Source organism: Microbacterium sp. zg-B185, from assembly GCF_030246885.1.
GTDB lineage: Bacteria > Actinomycetota > Actinomycetes > Actinomycetales > Microbacteriaceae > Microbacterium.
Genome location: NZ_CP126739.1, coordinates 2,452,521 through 2,467,267, shown reverse-complemented (window position 1 = coordinate 2,467,267; position 14,747 = coordinate 2,452,521). Strand labels below are relative to the sequence as shown.

The 14,747-nt window shown below is 67.2% G+C and carries 14 protein-coding genes; 8 read left to right on the top strand and 6 right to left on the bottom strand.

The window, feature by feature from the left end; translation table 11 throughout:
• Nucleotides 1–36 precede the first annotated feature (36 nt).
• Nucleotides 37–3,363, top strand: coding sequence for a hypothetical protein (locus QNO12_RS11920; RefSeq protein ID WP_257503483.1), 3,327 nt, complete (start codon nt 37–39; stop codon nt 3,361–3,363).
• Between the two features lie 125 nt (nt 3,364–3,488).
• Here the strand turns inward: QNO12_RS11920 and QNO12_RS11915 are convergent, their stop codons facing one another.
• A complete protein-coding gene (locus QNO12_RS11915; protein WP_257503450.1) occupies nt 3,489–4,052 on the bottom strand; it encodes a CGNR zinc finger domain-containing protein in 564 nt (187 codons plus the stop codon).
• Between the two features lie 55 nt (nt 4,053–4,107).
• Between QNO12_RS11915 and QNO12_RS11910 the strand changes: the two genes are divergently transcribed.
• The gene (locus tag QNO12_RS11910; RefSeq protein ID WP_257503449.1) at nt 4,108–5,397 is read left to right on the top strand and encodes an MFS transporter; all 1,290 of its coding nucleotides are present in this window, start codon (nt 4,108–4,110) and stop codon (nt 5,395–5,397) included.
• Nucleotides 5,398–5,659: 262 nt separating this feature from the next.
• Here the strand turns inward: QNO12_RS11910 and QNO12_RS11905 are convergent, their stop codons facing one another.
• On the bottom strand, nt 5,660–6,229 hold the full coding sequence (locus QNO12_RS11905; RefSeq protein WP_257503448.1) for a dihydrofolate reductase family protein: 570 nt from the start codon (nt 6,227–6,229) through the stop codon (nt 5,660–5,662).
• Between the two features lie 390 nt (nt 6,230–6,619).
• A complete protein-coding gene (gene sigJ / locus QNO12_RS11900) occupies nt 6,620–7,522 on the bottom strand; it encodes an RNA polymerase sigma factor SigJ (protein ID WP_257503445.1) in 903 nt (300 codons plus the stop codon).
• Between the two features lie 113 nt (nt 7,523–7,635).
• Here sigJ and QNO12_RS11895 point away from each other — a divergent pair, with 113 nt between their 5' ends.
• The 3 genes from QNO12_RS11895 (at nt 7,636) to QNO12_RS11885 (ending at nt 9,260) form a co-directional block, all read left to right on the top strand.
• Nucleotides 7,636–8,073, top strand: coding sequence for a DUF6069 family protein (locus QNO12_RS11895; protein ID WP_257503443.1), 438 nt, complete (start codon nt 7,636–7,638; stop codon nt 8,071–8,073).
• On the top strand, nt 8,070–8,462 hold the full coding sequence (locus tag QNO12_RS11890) for a hypothetical protein (protein ID WP_257503442.1): 393 nt from the start codon (nt 8,070–8,072) through the stop codon (nt 8,460–8,462). The genes QNO12_RS11895 and QNO12_RS11890 overlap by 4 nt, the downstream gene beginning before the upstream one ends.
• 249 nt (nt 8,463–8,711) lie before the next feature.
• Nucleotides 8,712–9,260 (top strand): hypothetical protein, encoded by a 549-nt coding sequence (locus QNO12_RS11885; RefSeq protein ID WP_257503441.1) that lies wholly within the window; start codon nt 8,712–8,714, stop codon nt 9,258–9,260.
• Between the two features lie 76 nt (nt 9,261–9,336).
• Here the strand turns inward: QNO12_RS11885 and QNO12_RS11880 are convergent, their stop codons facing one another.
• Nucleotides 9,337–9,744 (bottom strand): DUF6157 family protein, encoded by a 408-nt coding sequence (locus QNO12_RS11880; protein ID WP_257503440.1) that lies wholly within the window; start codon nt 9,742–9,744, stop codon nt 9,337–9,339.
• A 915-nt stretch (nt 9,745–10,659) separates the two neighbouring features.
• Between QNO12_RS11880 and QNO12_RS11875 the strand changes: the two genes are divergently transcribed.
• Nucleotides 10,660–11,958, top strand: coding sequence for a cation:proton antiporter (locus tag QNO12_RS11875; RefSeq protein WP_257503439.1), 1,299 nt, complete (start codon nt 10,660–10,662; stop codon nt 11,956–11,958).
• A gap of 73 nt (nt 11,959–12,031) precedes the next feature.
• Here QNO12_RS11875 and QNO12_RS11870 read toward each other — a convergent pair whose 3' ends face one another.
• Nucleotides 12,032–12,823 carry a ZIP family metal transporter gene (locus QNO12_RS11870; RefSeq protein ID WP_257503481.1) on the bottom strand — a complete coding sequence of 264 codons (792 nt, stop codon included), beginning with the start codon at nt 12,821–12,823 and terminating at the stop codon, nt 12,032–12,034.
• A 117-nt stretch (nt 12,824–12,940) separates the two neighbouring features.
• Here QNO12_RS11870 and QNO12_RS11865 point away from each other — a divergent pair, with 117 nt between their 5' ends.
• Nucleotides 12,941–13,120 carry a nucleic acid/nucleotide deaminase domain-containing protein gene (locus QNO12_RS11865; protein WP_306820838.1) on the top strand — a complete coding sequence of 60 codons (180 nt, stop codon included), beginning with the start codon at nt 12,941–12,943 and terminating at the stop codon, nt 13,118–13,120.
• Between the two features lie 229 nt (nt 13,121–13,349).
• The gene (locus QNO12_RS11860) at nt 13,350–13,745 is read left to right on the top strand and encodes a hypothetical protein (protein WP_257503438.1); all 396 of its coding nucleotides are present in this window, start codon (nt 13,350–13,352) and stop codon (nt 13,743–13,745) included.
• A gap of 28 nt (nt 13,746–13,773) precedes the next feature.
• Here QNO12_RS11860 and QNO12_RS11855 read toward each other — a convergent pair whose 3' ends face one another.
• Nucleotides 13,774–14,739: an EamA family transporter gene (locus QNO12_RS11855; protein WP_257503437.1), complete on the bottom strand. Its 966-nt coding sequence runs from the start codon at nt 14,737–14,739 to the stop codon at nt 13,774–13,776.
• Nucleotides 14,740–14,747 lie beyond the last annotated feature (8 nt).

The window sequence follows — 14,747 nt, the reverse complement described above, 5'->3', positions numbered from 1 at the left end:
TTCGCGCCGGAATCGACTTCGGGGTAAGGACCTTGCATGAGCGTTTCACGATGGATCACTGCCGTGGCCGGAGGCGCGCTCGTTCTGGGCGTGCTCGTGCCTTTTCCGCACAGCGCCGAAGCGGCCACGTTCGCATCGACGGCTGCCGTAGGCGATGCCGCACCGTGTCCGCTCATTCAACGCACCGTCGCCTCGGATGCGCTGGGCTCGACGCTCGACGATTCCGCGGACAGCGCGGGGGGAATCTTCTCGGGTGTTGCGACGACCGTGCTCACCGGGGTCATCTCAGGTGCGGCGGGCAAGGTCGGCGGTGCCTTGGTGGGTTGGGCGCTGGACGCGCTGACGGGCGGCCCAGGACCGACTCCCATCGAAGAGGAAGAGCTCGCCGACCTTCAGCAGATTCAGACGCAGCTTTCCACGGTCCAGCAGGAGATCACCACTCTGAACATCACTCTTCAGCAGGACGAGCTCGCGCTGGCCAATCAGATCGAGGTAGCGGCGCAGTACGGCGCCTATGTCACCCAGGTCACCGCCGCCAATACCGCGCTCGAGAACGTCCGTAACGACATCCAGCTGGTCTGCCAGCTGTCTGCGAACCTGACGACCTCGGCGCAGGCAAGCGGCATAACCAGCTCTCTCTCGGCCGATCAGATCGACGAACTGAAGGCTGTCGTGGAGAGTGGCCAGCAGAGCGTCAACGCCCTCGACGAGGCGCTCATCGGTACGGACGGACAGTCCGGCGTATTCGGGTCCTACCGCGCGCTGCTGTGGGCGGCAGAAGCTTCGGGATCGTCCACACCGTCCGGCACGCTCCTCCCCTCCGAACTGGCCAACAAGATGCAGGCGCAAGCGGCTTTCTATGCCGGCGTCACCACGCTCCACCTGAACGCGTACGCCGAGGCCGTGCACCTGTCCGCCACCGGCGGCGTCACCGCCGATCTGCAGAACTACTACGAGAACACGTACGTGCCGTCGGTGCAGGCGTGGTCCTACCTCGCCAACGACAACCTCCCGACTCTTCCCGACGGGGTCAGCGCCGATCTCAGCACCCCGGCGTCGCCGAACCCGGGGTCGGCCGACAGCAGCGGGTTCATACGAGTGTGGACCACCTCGCCGGTGACCCTCGCCGGCACCGACCAAGACCGGTACTGCATGTATCCGAGCACCTGCTATGCCGCTGATTGGGCTCCTGCCGCGGCGAGCGTCAACGTGATCGCCGCGTCGGTCGTACCGGCGACGGCCGTGCTCGCCTCCTATCTCGCCGTTCCGCAGGCAGGCATGACCGGCTGGCGGATCCCCCAGATCGATGACTTCACGTCGCTTGCCGCCACGCGTGCTCCGGTCATCGGAGGCATCCCGGCAGGGGTGACCGTCCCTGACATCTCGCATGGCGTTTCCGCGTGGGCCGCCGTCGAGGGGATCCCCGCGCTGCAGGCCGCGCCCGTGACGGCGCCGAACGGAACCTTCCAGACGATTCCTCCTGTACTGGTGGACTGGGGGCAGGCCCAGGTACTCGGGTTCAACGACCCGAACTTCTCGCAACCGGAGCCGTTCTTCATGGGTGACACGGGGCAGGGTTTCTCCTCCACACCGAATCAGAGCTACGGCGGGGCGCTCATGCTCGTGCAGGATCTGCCGGTGGGTCCGCCCGAGACCCCGCCGTTCCCCGCTGCCTCCTCGTCCTCCGCGTCCACTCCGGTGGGCGATGCGGCTCTGGCCGCGCAGCGCGACGGAGTCGTGCCCTTTGTTGCGAACCCGCCGAGCACGAGCTCGATGGATGCCGCGCAGGCCACCACCTTCACCACCCCCGCGGACTGCAACTCGGGTGCGAACGAATTCGTCCAGCCGTCCGGATACAACGCGGTGACCATCGTCGCCGTCGGAGCCAAGGGCGGCAACGGCATGGCGTACGACGAAACCGACAGCCAGGGGGGAACCGGCGGGGTGGTGACCGCAACCGTTCCCGTCATCGCCGGCAGCCAACTCTTCGTCGGTGTCGGCGGTGCCGGTCAGGACTGGCAGCAGAACACCGGACAGGGGGGAGCGGGCGGTCTCAACGGCGGTGGTGTCGGCGGAAGCATCAACGGCTACAACGGGCAGTTCGACGGTGTAGGCGCGGGAGGCGGCGGATCGTCTCAGGTGTCCCTCGACGAGTCGTGCAGTCTCCCGCTCGTGGTGGCCGGCGGGGGCGGAGGGTCCGGGTCATCCAACCGGGAATCCACGACCAGCGGCGGCAACGCCTGTGTGTCCCTCGCCTGCGCAGGAACGGACGGAGACGGTGGGGGCGGCGGCGGAACGCTCACCCAGGGCGGTGCCAACTGGGGATCGGATGCAAGCCCGCTGGCGGGTGCCGGCGCACCGGGAGCGGGTCAGGCGGGGGGCGCGGGGGGCTCCGGCGGAGCCCCCGGTGGCCTGCGCGGCCTCGGTGGCGGGGGCGGCGGGGGCGGGTTCACCGGTGGAGGTGGCGGCGGCGGCGCGTCCGGTGACGTGATCTCCTGCGGCAATTACGGTTGCGCGGCGGACAAGGGCACGGGCGGGGGTGCGGGCGGTTCCAGCTTTGCAACGGCCGGCGCGATCGACGCGTCGTTCGAGCTCTCCTCGGCGGCAGGATACGGACCCAACGGCTCGGTGACGATCACACCCATCGTCGTCCCCGAGTTCTCGTTGGTCGCGGACGATGCCAGCGGCGCCGGGTATCGGTCGGTGCAGCTGGACGATCAGCTTCCGCCGGACGTCATCGCCGTCCCGGTCGACGCCACCGACCCCAGTCAGGTGACCGGCGGCACGGGCTGGGCGACTCTGACGCTCCCGTTCGACCCGACCACGCTCTTCGGTTCTCAGCTGTTCGATCCAGTCTCGCAGCTGTGCGTCGATGCGCAGAACGGTGGCGCAGGTCCGCTGCAGATGATCGCCTGCGACACCACGGGGCAGAACCTCGGTCAGCGATGGTCCGCGACCGTCCTGGCCGGTGTCGCCGGTGGGGCCAGCTCGATGGACTTCCACTCCGGGAGCGGCGTCAGCGTCAGCGCCGCGCTCGGACTGCAGGGTCAGGGTCTGATCCTGGTGCCCGGCGCGTTGTGGACAGCAGGCCCGCCGCTCAAAGACGCGTTGAGCGAAGAGCCGCCCGCCCCTGCCGAGCCCGAAGCGCCCAGTCCGGAGACCCCGCCCGCGTCGGGTCAGCCCTCCTCGGAGGGCGGCGACCAGGTCGAGCCCGACACGAACACAGCCCGTTCCGGCAAGCTGGCGTCGACCGGCAGCGATCCGACCCTCTGGCTCGCGGTGACGATCGCAGGCGCAGCGGCAGGGGTGCTCGGCGGGATGCTCCTGACAAGGCGGCGTCGCGCGGCCACTGCGGACGAATGAACAGCTGTCAGGGCTGGTCCAGTACCTCGCGAAGCCCCTCGGCGAAGGCCTCGGGCTGGCCGGGGTAGCCGAACTCGCCACCCATGAGTCGACCGGAAGCCGGTCCTCGACCGCGTCGGTCGACCTCACGCGGGCAGACGCTCGGTGTCACCTTGGCCGGCACGCCAACGTTTCTGTTTCGCGCGATTGCCGCAGATGCTCATCGAACACCACCGACCGGTCCGCGAGCGGGAGTGATCGTAGAAGGCCCATTGGCACGCGTCATTGACGCAGGACTTCAATCTGGGCCACGTTCCATCACTCACCGAAGCCGCGACTGCCGCGACGATTCTCGCGAAGGCAAGGTCCATTCCCGAGCCGGCGGTCCGGAACCTCACGCCGTCGCCGTCGAATCCCACTCTGACATCGCACTGGTCGGCGGCGGAGTGCAGAGCGTCGATCATCCGGGACGGCAGTGGGGACCTGTCGTGATTGGCCAGCAGTCCGGCTCGAAGCGCCTCACGCAACCGGCGTGCGGAGTCCAGATCATCGAGGGATGCGGCCCCTCTCATGCCGTGAGCATCGGCCCACGCCGCCCAGTGGCTGGAGTCACGCAACGCGTCGGAGCCGGTCTCGATGTCCAGCGTGTTCACGAACGCGCGCACGAACTCCAGCTCACCGGGTGCTGCTGGTCCGACGCTTTCCGTCATGCACCGATCTAACCACTGTTGCCCCGACGCCGGTGTCTCGATAACCTTCGTTGGCATGAAGACGGTTAACAGCGTCTGGCGTAACACGCAGTTCCGACGCGTGTGGGGAGCTGGCGGGATATCCGCGTTGGGTGGAGAAATCGGCGAACTGGCGATCCCCGTGCTGGCCCTCATAACGCTCGGCGCGACAGCTGCGCAGCTTTCTTTCGTCCGCGCGGCGCTGCTTCTTCCTTATCTGGTTCTGACACTGTGGCTGGGCGTTCTGGTCGATCGCGGCAAACGTCGCCCGCTGATGATCGTCGCAGACGTCGCACGAGGGATCTTGCTCGCCATCGTGTGCGGGCTCGCGCTTGCCGGGTGGCTCACCATCCCGATGCTCGTCGCAGCCGCAGCACTCGTCGGATCCTTCACCGTCCTGTACGCGATGGCGGAGTTCGCCTTCGTCCCACTGGTCGTCGAGAAGCAGCAGCTCCTTCAGGCCAACGCGGGGATCACCGCGACCCAATCCGCGGTGGGAATCGCCGGCGCCGGGGTCGGTGGTGCGCTCGTTCAACTGATCACGGCGCCGGTGGCGATCGGTCTGAACGGGCTCAGCTACCTGATCTCCGGAGCCCTGATTGCCTCCGTCCGTGCGGACGAGAAGCCGATCGCGACACCCCGCAAGGACTCGGCGTTCCGTCAAGCTCGCGCCGGCGTCGTGGTCCTGCTCAGGCATCCGGTCCTGCGCGGACTCGTGTCCGAGGCGAGCATATGGAACTTCGGCAACGAGATCTTCACCATTGCGCTGGCGGTTCTGCTGTTGCAGGACTACAAGTTCGGGCCGTTCATCTTCGGGCTGGTACTCATGAGCGGGGGGCTTGGCGCCTTCCTCGGGAGTGTGACCAGCCGGCGACTCACCGAGCGGTTCGGCTATGGGCGCATCCTGATCGGCTCGCTCCTTCTCGGCAACACCGCCCCCCTGGCAGGAGTACTTTTTGCAACCACGGCCACGCCGTCGACCTTCATCGCGATGACACTCGCCTTCTTCGTCTCCGGGGTCGGTATCGGCATCGCAAACTCGCAGGCCGTCAGCATCCGTCAACTCGCCGTCGCGCCGGAAATCCGCGGCAGAGTCAACGCCGGCTACCGCCTCGCATCGTGGGGCTTCCTCGCGATCGGTGCGCTCGCCGGCGGCGTTCTCGTGACACTCACCGGCGCGTGGCCAGCAGCGATCATCGGAGCCGTGCTCATGACCTTCGCCACCATTCCCGTCGCCGCCTCCCCGGTCCGCAGCGTCGTCACCATCGCCGACCTCTCTCCCACCGCGTCGGCTTCTCCCGCGTTACGGGATCTTGGCGGCGACTGAACAGTCTCCGTCCGCGTGGCTGTGCCGGACCCGCTCGACCGGCCCTTCCTGAAGCGGACCGCCCGGTATCCGTGCGCCGGTCTCCGCAGGTCAACGCCATGCGGGCGCTGCTGGCGCCCGCGTGCCTGTCCTGCAAGGCGCCTCAGCGCGATCACTGCGCGGGAGAACGGCGACCCGGTCGTCCAGGCGTCCAACGAGACGGGCCACTTCGCCCCCTGATGCGCTGCCCAGCGAGACGACCTCAAGCGAGACCGGAGCGCGGCTAAGACGTGTCGCGCGCGGGTCGGTAGCGCATGGCGACCGCCCCTGACCGGAACTCATGGCGATGCACGAGCTCGAGCTGGATGCGCTCGCCCAGACCGGCCAGCAACGTCGGCCCATGTCCGGCAAGGACCGGTTGCACGAGAAACTCGTACTCGTCGATCAAACCCAGGTCTGCCAACGCCAGTGGCAGCGTCACGCCGCCCACCGACAAGCCCTCGCCTGGCTCCTGCTTGAGCCGCTGAACCGCTTCCCCCAGTTCGCCGCGCAGCAGCTCCGCATTCCAGTCGACCTGGCCAAGCGTGGCGGACACGACGTACTTCTTCGCCTGATCAATGGACTCGGCGAACGGGATCTCCCATTCATCCATCCAGTCAGGCCACGTGCCCGTAGCCGGTTTCCGCCACGCGGACTCCATCATCTGGTAGGTCACCCGGCCGAACAGCACGGCGTCGGCTCGCTGCATCTCAGCGGTCCAGTAGCGCATCGATTCCTCGTCCGGAGGAAGTCCTGCCTCGTGATGGCAGCAGCCGTCGAGCGTGACGTTGATCGAGTATCGAAGTGGTCTCATTGCCTTGGTCTCATTGCCTTGGTCTCCTCTGACCCGGGCAGCGCGCTGTCAGTGCATGGACAGTCAGGCGGAGCGCGCGTTCGCTCGAATCGCTCATGGGGTGAGGATAACGAAGGTCGCCGCTCGGCTGCAGCGTCAGCGCGGAAAGAGCGCCGCGTACGGTCGCGCCCGCAGGCGGATCCATCAGCGGCGGTCGAACTCATTGGGATCGGCTACCGCGGCGGTAAGGGCGCGAGATCCTCTGCCCACTTGCTCGCAGTGAAATTGGGGCCGACGCGATCGCCAGGAATGACCACAACAAACTCGCCCTGATCGTTCGGTTGCTCACCGGGCGGTAACGACTGGAGCCCGATAGGCACGCGGCGGAGAGCGGCGCCACTCGCGACACCGTCAGCGGGAGTTCGGTGTCGGACCGCGCTCACTGTCGGCCCAGGCCCGCAGCTTCTGAGGATTCCGCATGGCCCAGATGCGGAGAATGCGGCCGCCGGCGATCTCGAAGGCGAGGACGACGGCCACTGAACCGTCTTGTTCTGCCACAAGACCGGGCTGGCCGTTCACCGTGCGCTCCCTCACCACCAGATCCGGTGCTCGATCTGCCAACGCGGCGAAGGACAGGGCGATCTGGTTCAGACCCTCGACAGGCTCGAGGGTGGCCGGGACGATGCCACCGCCGTCAGCGCTCATCGTCGCGTTCGGATCCAACAGTGTCAGGAGCCGGGGGATGTCCTTCGCTTCCCAGGCACTCTTGAAGACTGCGACGATCTCGCGTTGTTGTGCGATCGGGGTTGACGCCTGTCGAGACGCGCGGATACGGCGGCGTGCCGATGTGGCGAGTTGGCGGCACGCCGCGGGTGTGCGCCCGACGATAGACGCCACCTCGGTGAAGGGGTACCGGAAGACATCGTGAAGGATGAATGCGACACGTTCTGCGGGGGTGAGGTGCTCTAGGACGACGAGGAATGCCATCGAGATCGACTCGTCGAGCGTGACTTGGTCCGCTGGGTCCGTCTGATGGTCGAGCGAGTAGGCAGGTAGGGGCTCGGGGATCCATTCGCCGACGTAGCGTTCACGACGAGCACGGGCCGATCCGAGCACATCGAGACAAAGACGACTCGCGACAGTCGTAAGCCACGCGCCGGGCGATCCGATCGCGTGTCGCTGTTGCGGGGACATCGCATACCACCGGGCATAGGCCTCCTGCGTGACGTCTTCCGCCTCCGTGATCGACCCAAGCAGGCGGTACGCGACACCCACCAACTGTCGGCGGTGCTTCATGGCTTCGTCCACTGGCATGCCCTCCTCACTACTCGACGATGCGGCCCTGCCGAATGTGAGACCGAAGGATCACATTTCCCGCTCCTGCGCCGTCGGACAGGTGAACCCCCGATGCATATGAAGGAGACCACATGCTCACCGATCTTCCGCGCCGCCTCGTGGCAGTCGCCATCGCAATAGCCGCCGCCGTACCCGTGTGGATCGTCGCCTCCATCGCGGGGGTTCGACTCGAGGTCACCAGCCCCGTGGCCGGCCCCGTCGCGATCAGCATCCCACTCGTCCTCATCACGGCGGCCGTCGCCGCGGCCGCCGCATGGGCACTGCTAGCGGTGTTGGAGAGGCGCTCGGAGAACGGAACCAGGGTCTGGACGATAACAGCGGTGGCGGTGCTCGTGGTGTCCGTGGTCTCTCTGTTCCTGCTCGGCGCTTCCCTTGCGACAGTCATCGCGCTCGGACTCATGCATCTGGCTGTGGGCCTGACCCTCATCGTTCTCCTTCCGCGACGAGGTTCACAGCGTCGTGCGACGACAGTCGCGGCGATGAACCGTCACCTGAGCAGAGAGGGGTGAGCATGCCGACGAACTCGACACGCTTCCGCCCGCGCGGTGCGCGCCTCACGCTCGTCGCCGCCTTATTGGTCGCTGCCCTCGGCATCCTCATCCAGTTCCTGACCGGCGTTCCCGGTTTTCCCGTCGTACCGCCGGGACCGATCATCCTGGCCGCGGTCGCCGTGGTCGTGGCGGTCGTGCCTTGGCGATTCATCCCCGTGTTAGGCCTGATTGCCGCGGCTTTCGTCCTCACCGGGATGTTCTTGGCGGGCACAGGCGATCGGCTGATCAACCCTGCGGACATCGGTCCGTTCGCCGGCACCTGGATGCAGTTGGTCGGCCTTCTCACCGCGCTGTCTGCCGGCATCGTTGCGACTGTATCGGCGGCGCGGACAACCCGACAGGCGTAGCGGCGCGCGTCCTTCTCCGGCGCGCTCCGAAGACTTAGCGCGCCTCCGGAACTCCCGGCGTGGTCGTCGAGCCCGCGACCCGCCGGCGCGCAAGGGTCAGGGGCCGCGCCGGACGAGGCTGTGTTCGGCTACCGACGCCACACGATGAGGATCCCTCAGCGGGCTGGCGGCCAACGACTCGCGAGAGGATACTCGTCGGCAACTGACACGCTGGGGGGTGGTGTCGTGAGTGGCGCCAAAGCATGGGGAATGACGGCCACGGTGGTGGCCCTGCTGCTGATCGCGGGATGTGCGGGTGGCGCGCCCGCCGCTGATGAACCGGCGCCGGAGGGGACGGCGGCGTCGACGCCGAAGGCAGATCCGACGACAGCGGAGCCGGCGGCACCGGAAACCAGCGACTACGCGCCCTGCCCACCGGGTGTTGCCGACACCTTGAACGCTGCGAGCTCGGGCAGCACGACATGGGAGGAGGGCAGCTGGCAGGACGTCCCCGTCGGTGAAGCCATCGACGCGCCGGTCCCGTCCTGCACGATGATTCGCGGGTCGGATTGGACGGCCTCTTTCTATGTCGGGGGAGACCAAGCGCTGTGGGATCAGCTCGCCGCGTCCATCACAGCCCTGGGAATTCCGGAGATGCCGACAGACGTCGCCATACCCGGAACGAAGGTCTGGGGAACCGCCGAATCGGGAACGGTGAGTGTGACAAGCATCACCCCCGGCGACACTTCGACCATCCTGGGGCCCGCGTTCGCCGAGCCCACGGTAGAGCTGCAAGTGATGATGGACCCGTTGCCCTGACGCACGAGGCCCCGCCCACGTGTGGCCGAGTACCCGGCCGCGTGCTCTCGCACACCGCGACCGCGATGCTGATCAGTCACGCGCGTCGCGACCTCATAGCGCGCGTGTGCGCGACGGCGGGATCGCCGGCCAGCCGACGGTACTCGTCGGACTCCACCGGATACGCCGCAACCCGCCCGTCCGCGTCCGAGTGGACGCCCCACCCGTAGCGCTTGCCCAGCGGCGACGAGCGCAGGCACGGCTGCCCCTTGGCAAAGAACGCCGCCCGGGCGGCATCCCGTTCGTCATCGGGAATCCCGGCACGGCGCGCATGGGTCTCGAAAATCACGTCGTCGGAAGTGCGCGTATACGGCTCCGCCGCGATGAGATCGTAATGCAGCGCCGCGATGGTCGCGTTCATCACGGCGGGCGGTTCCTGTGCGGACTCGACCGGGCAGTCTTCGGCGACTTCGATGAAGGTGTTGTAGTAGTTCGTCGTGTGCATCGTGCATCCTCCTCCCGCCGAGGGTAGTAGCGGGTGGCGACGTCGATCCTGAAAAATGGTGGCCCTGAGCTTCTTGTCGCTGAGCGCGACAGGTTCACCGCCTCAGCGCTGATCCTCGGGTGGCCGGCCTCACGAGCCGCGCAGACCGTCGAGTGCGTCGAGCTGCGCAGACGGTAGAAGTCTCCACTGGCGGCGATCGAGCCCGTGAGATCGGTCATCAGCCCACCTTGCCCGACGATCGCACGATTCCTCCTCCACAGCCGTCGCCCACTCGCGCCGGCACAGCGATCGGTCCGCTCACGGCGCGTCCATGTCGGCGAGTCTGGGCGGTGCCTTGGTCCGCGTTGAGCGAGGCGACGAGGGCATGGGCCGCGGAGGTGTCGTCATCGAACCGATCCGGTCTTTGCGGGCTGGTCATCTGCCACTTCGTCGCTGAAGAGGGTCTGGCCTCGTTCGGGTGCTGCTCACGGGGTCAACCACTACGGCACGCCTGCACCCGCCGTCGGCCGACTTCATTGAGGGTTCGCTCAGTGTTGCGTCAGAAAGTCAACCGTCAACTCAGCGGACGCTTCTCGACATATGGTCTCCCCATGAAGCACATCGCCTAGACAAGCGGGTCCCTCCTCGCAGGGGACGACGACGCAAACATTCTCCCCACGCGCAGTACTCGCGGACATCGATCATTCCGACACCGTCATATTGCAGCCGATGCTGTCGACTGCAGCGCGGTCGAGTGGCGGCTTCGACGTCAGGTCCCCGGGTGCATTCTCGTCGGCGTGCGCGGTGATCATCACGCCTCCATCCGACTCGGCTGATCGGGCGTACACCTCAACCTGCACACGGGAGACCTGCCAGTTGGAGCACACCATGGTCCACCCCGGGATAGCCCTCCTCACCCCACCGAGGGGCACACAAATGACGTTGGATCCTGTCGGGCTGGTCTACCTTTCGGCTGGCATTGCGACCGTGTTCGCTGCCTTGCTGCCGCGACTGCTCGGCAAAGCACCGGTGTCCATGCCCATGGTCTTCGTTGGTGCAGGCATCGTTGCGTTCACCATCGTCCCCGGATTGCCAGATCCCAATCCGACGGAGCATCCCGTCATCGCCGTCCACCTCACCGAGCTCTGCGTCATCATCTCTCTGATGGGCGCTGGGCTTGCGATCAACAGGGTCTTCAGCTGGCGCACGTGGTCCACCACGTGGCGGCTGCTGGGCATCACGATGCCCTTGTCGATCGTCGCGGTTGCGCTGCTGGGCTGGTGGGGACTCGGGCTTGGTGCCGCCAGCGCGATCCTGCTTGGGGCGGCTCTGGCACCCACCGACCCTGTGCTGGCCAGCGAAGTGCAGGTCGCCGAACCGCTCACCGAAGATGACCACGGCGACGACGACGAGGCTCGCTTCGCGATCACCTCCGAAGCCGGCCTCAACGACGGCCTCGCGTTCCCGTTCACATACGCCGCCATCGCGATCAGTACCGTCGGTCTGGCCCCGTCGGGGTGGCTCAGTGAGTGGTTGCTGATCGACGTCGGGTGGCGTCTGGCTCTCGGCATGCTCCTCGGCCTCGGTGTGGGGTGGCTGTTACGCCGCCTGTTCTTCTCCGGACTCTCGCAACGGTTGGGATTCACCGACAAAGCCGACGGGTTCATCGCCCTGGCGGCGACTTTCCTCGCCTATGGAGCAGCGGAAGTCGCTGAAGGATACGGATTCCTCGCGGTCTTCGTCTGTGCCTGCACCATCAGAGCGGCAGAACGAGCCCATGGACTCCACTCGGTCCTGCACACCTTCGTCGAGCAAGTGGAACGGCTCCTCACTGTGGCTGTGCTCATTCTCCTCGGCGGGGCTGTTGCCCGTGGACTGCTTCAGTCGTTGACACTCCCGGATATCCTCGTTGCTGCGGCGGTCCTTCTGGTCATCCGACCCCTCAGCGGCTGGGTTGGTCTTACGCCGGGGAAGACAGGTCCCCGAGAACGAGCGGTGATCGCGTTCTTCGGCGTTCGAGGGGTCGGTTCCCTGTTCTACATCGCCTATGCACTCGAGAACGGCGACTTTCCCGGCGGTGAACGGCTCTGGGCGATCGCGTCCGTCGTGGTTCTCGGCTCCATCCTGATTCATGGGGTGGCAGCAACTCCCACCATGACGCTTCTCGACCGAGCGCGGCGGCGCCGCGCGCAGCGACCGGAGAACGACGCGGGAGCGACCAACACACCCGTCTGAAGCCCGACGCGAAGCGATGAGCGGGAGAGCTGGGGACCGCCGGCACCGCAAGAAGCACCAGGGGTCTCATCGGCTACGCGAGCGACAGTGCGAAGGACACCGCGAACCCCGCGGCCGTGCTCAACGCGACCGCAGGGCCACCGTGCTCGTACGCCTCCGGCATGAGGGTGTCTGCCAAGGAGGCGATCACGGCTCCGGCCGCGAACGCCAACGGCAAGGAAACCACTGCCGGGTCGCTCTGAGAAAGGAATACCGCTCCAGCCACAACCGCACCGCTGAGGAGGACAGCACACGCCGCCCACAACCACATGATCTGCGAGGTAGTCCGTCCCTGGTCCCGCATCGAGGCAGCGCCGACAAGCGCCTCGGGAAGGTTGGATGCAAAGATCGCCGCGAGCAGCGCGATGCTGCCGGTGCCCTCAGTCAGCGAGATGCCCAGTGCCAGATTCTCTGGGACGCCGTCCAGCGTCACAGCGGCCAAAAGCGCCACCCCGGCGGTGCCTCGGGTTGTCGCCGAGCTGGCGCTCCGGCCCGCTGCGGCGGCGTCCGTGTCCAGCTTGACGCTCCCCTTGACCTCGTCCGCAGGCTTCGAACGCGATCCGGCTTGAGCCCAGCGGTCCAGAAGCGCGCTGAGGATCGTGAACACTACCGCGCCGGCGAACAAGCCGACCACCGCAAGCCAGATCCCACCGCGCTCATAGGAGTCCTCGAACAACTCGAACGAAAGGGCCGTGATCAACGCTCCGGCCGCGAAAGACAAGAGAATCGCGAGCAGACGTTTGGGCAGCTCCAGCCGGGCACCCACCGCAGCGCCGATCACGAGCGCGACGGATGCGACGGCTCCGAACAACAAGATCATCCACATGCGTCCAACTCCCAACGGTGGACCGCGTGTAACGTCCGCCGGGCGATCAACTATGACACCGCTGACCAGCACCTTCAAGGCATCGCACCGACGCCGTGAAGGCGGACTCGTCGTTGCCTGCTGCGCAACCGGTTCGGCCGCGAAAATGTCGCGTTGGAGCAGCTGTTCTCGGAGCGGATTCCGTGCGGCGAGTGTCTTCCCAAACTCGAGCGCACCTTCAACGCGGAGATCTTCTCCTCCATCGCCAAACGCGGCAGCCGAGCCACCGACCTCATGAGGGCCTACGGCATCCACTAGCGGCTTTCGATGGTTTCGAGCTACGCCGGGGCGCGTCGACGCATCCGTTACACTGGTCTCGGCACATCGAACGCACCGGGCGGGAAACCCCCGGTCAGGTCTAGGTTCCTCAAGACGTCGTCACATCGGATCGCCTGTCGCGGCCTGTCGTTCATGCGGGCGGTGACGCGAACAAGTCTGGCCGCTGCAGGCCCTGATCTAGGATCAGCGACAGGGGTGGCTCAGCGACATGGACAAAGCGATCGATGCCGTCATCGAGATCTTCACCTGGGTCGGACTCGGGGCCGGAGTCCTCCTGGCAGTCATCGCCCTGGTCGTTCACCTGGTCGACGGGACCTGGGTCCCGGTGCGCGCCGTCGTGGAAGCCACGGAGCACGGCACGGTCGTGCGCTGGTTCGGCGAGGACGGTGGCGTGAACGAGGCGCCGCTCACATCCGAACAGATCCACGCGGTCGGCGGCGCCGGCATGTACGACATCTTCGTCCGGCGCGGCTGGCAGAACCGTATGCGGTTCACGCACGGCTCGCCGCTGGTCCGGGCGCTCACGTTGCTCGCCGGTGGGTTCCTCGCGCTGGGCGTGGCGGGGCTGATCGCGTCCTCAGTGCTGCTGTTCGCGCGCGGCTGAGCCGCGGTGTGTCGGCGCCGGCGGGCGGTCACGCCAGTGCGAGCATGCCCCCGGCGACCAGGGCGAGCGCCAGGCCGGCCCACTGCAGCCAGGCGACGCGCTCACGCAGCACGATCGCGGCGAGGACGATCGTCCCGGCCGGATACAGCGCAGTGAGGGCCGAGACGATCGACAGTTCACCGGCGCGCAGCGCGAGCAGCAGGAGGGCGTTGGCCGCGGCATCCACCACGCCGCATGCGATCGCCAGCCACCATGCGCGGGTGCGCGTGGTGGCCAGCCGGACACTCTGCGGATCGCCGTGGACCGCATGCTCGAGGTCGGCATGGCCGGTGGGTGTGGCGCCGACCCGGAGGCCCGCGGCGTTCACGACGGAGGCGGCCGGTCGCCCTTTGACAACAGCTCGGATGGCCAGGACGGCGACGACGGTGACCGTGATCAGCAGGTTGGTGCCGCGGTTGAGGATCAGCGGAACCACACCGCTCTGGTCGCTGGTCTGGTCGATGACGATGAGGAAAGCGCCGATCGCCAGCCCCGCACCGACAGCCATGAGCAACCCGCGGGTGCTCGGCCGGACCATCTTCTCGCCCGGGATGAACCCGACCAGCACGACGGCCACGATCGCGACGCCGAGCCCCGCATAGCCGACGGGAGAGAGTGTCTCGCCGTCGACGAGCAGCCCCCACAGCATCGGGGCGATCGCCGAGACCACCGCGGTCAGCGGCGAGAGGATGCTCATCGGACCGATGGCCAGGCACGCGTACAGCAGTGCGATCGCGACGACGCCGATCGCCCCGGACAGCGCGCCCCAGGCGACGTCCGACGCCGTCCAGGTTCCGCCCACGAAGGGCAGGGCGGCGCCGAGCACAGCCAGACCGGATGCCGCGGCCACGGCGGTCACGACGATCGAGCGCAACCGCTTCGCGGCCAGACCGCCCAGGAAGTCGGCCGCCCCGTAGACGACGGCACCGACGAAGGCGAGCACGGCCGAGAGCATGGTCGCTC

What these genes read in the sequence shown, in the direction of transcription:
- QNO12_RS11920 (WP_257503483.1), top strand. Translation starts at nt 37, where the DNA reads ATGAGCGTTTCACGATGGATCACTGCCGTGGCCGGAGGCGCGCTCGTT.
- QNO12_RS11915 (WP_257503450.1), bottom strand. Translation starts at nt 4,052, where the DNA reads ATGACGGAAAGCGTCGGACCAGCAGCACCCGGTGAGCTGGAGTTCGTG.
- QNO12_RS11910 (WP_257503449.1), top strand. Translation starts at nt 4,108, where the DNA reads ATGAAGACGGTTAACAGCGTCTGGCGTAACACGCAGTTCCGACGCGTG.
- QNO12_RS11905 (WP_257503448.1), bottom strand. Translation starts at nt 6,229, where the DNA reads ATGAGACCACTTCGATACTCGATCAACGTCACGCTCGACGGCTGCTGC.
- sigJ (WP_257503445.1), bottom strand. Translation starts at nt 7,522, where the DNA reads ATGCCAGTGGACGAAGCCATGAAGCACCGCCGACAGTTGGTGGGTGTC.
- QNO12_RS11895 (WP_257503443.1), top strand. Translation starts at nt 7,636, where the DNA reads ATGCTCACCGATCTTCCGCGCCGCCTCGTGGCAGTCGCCATCGCAATA.
- QNO12_RS11885 (WP_257503441.1), top strand. Translation starts at nt 8,712, where the DNA reads ATGACGGCCACGGTGGTGGCCCTGCTGCTGATCGCGGGATGTGCGGGT.
- QNO12_RS11880 (WP_257503440.1), bottom strand. Translation starts at nt 9,744, where the DNA reads ATGCACACGACGAACTACTACAACACCTTCATCGAAGTCGCCGAAGAC.
- QNO12_RS11875 (WP_257503439.1), top strand. Translation starts at nt 10,660, where the DNA reads ATGACGTTGGATCCTGTCGGGCTGGTCTACCTTTCGGCTGGCATTGCG.
- QNO12_RS11870 (WP_257503481.1), bottom strand. Translation starts at nt 12,823, where the DNA reads ATGTGGATGATCTTGTTGTTCGGAGCCGTCGCATCCGTCGCGCTCGTG.
- QNO12_RS11860 (WP_257503438.1), top strand. Translation starts at nt 13,350, where the DNA reads ATGGACAAAGCGATCGATGCCGTCATCGAGATCTTCACCTGGGTCGGA.
- QNO12_RS11855 (WP_257503437.1), bottom strand. Translation starts at nt 14,739, where the DNA reads ATGCTCTCGGCCGTGCTCGCCTTCGTCGGTGCCGTCGTCTACGGGGCG.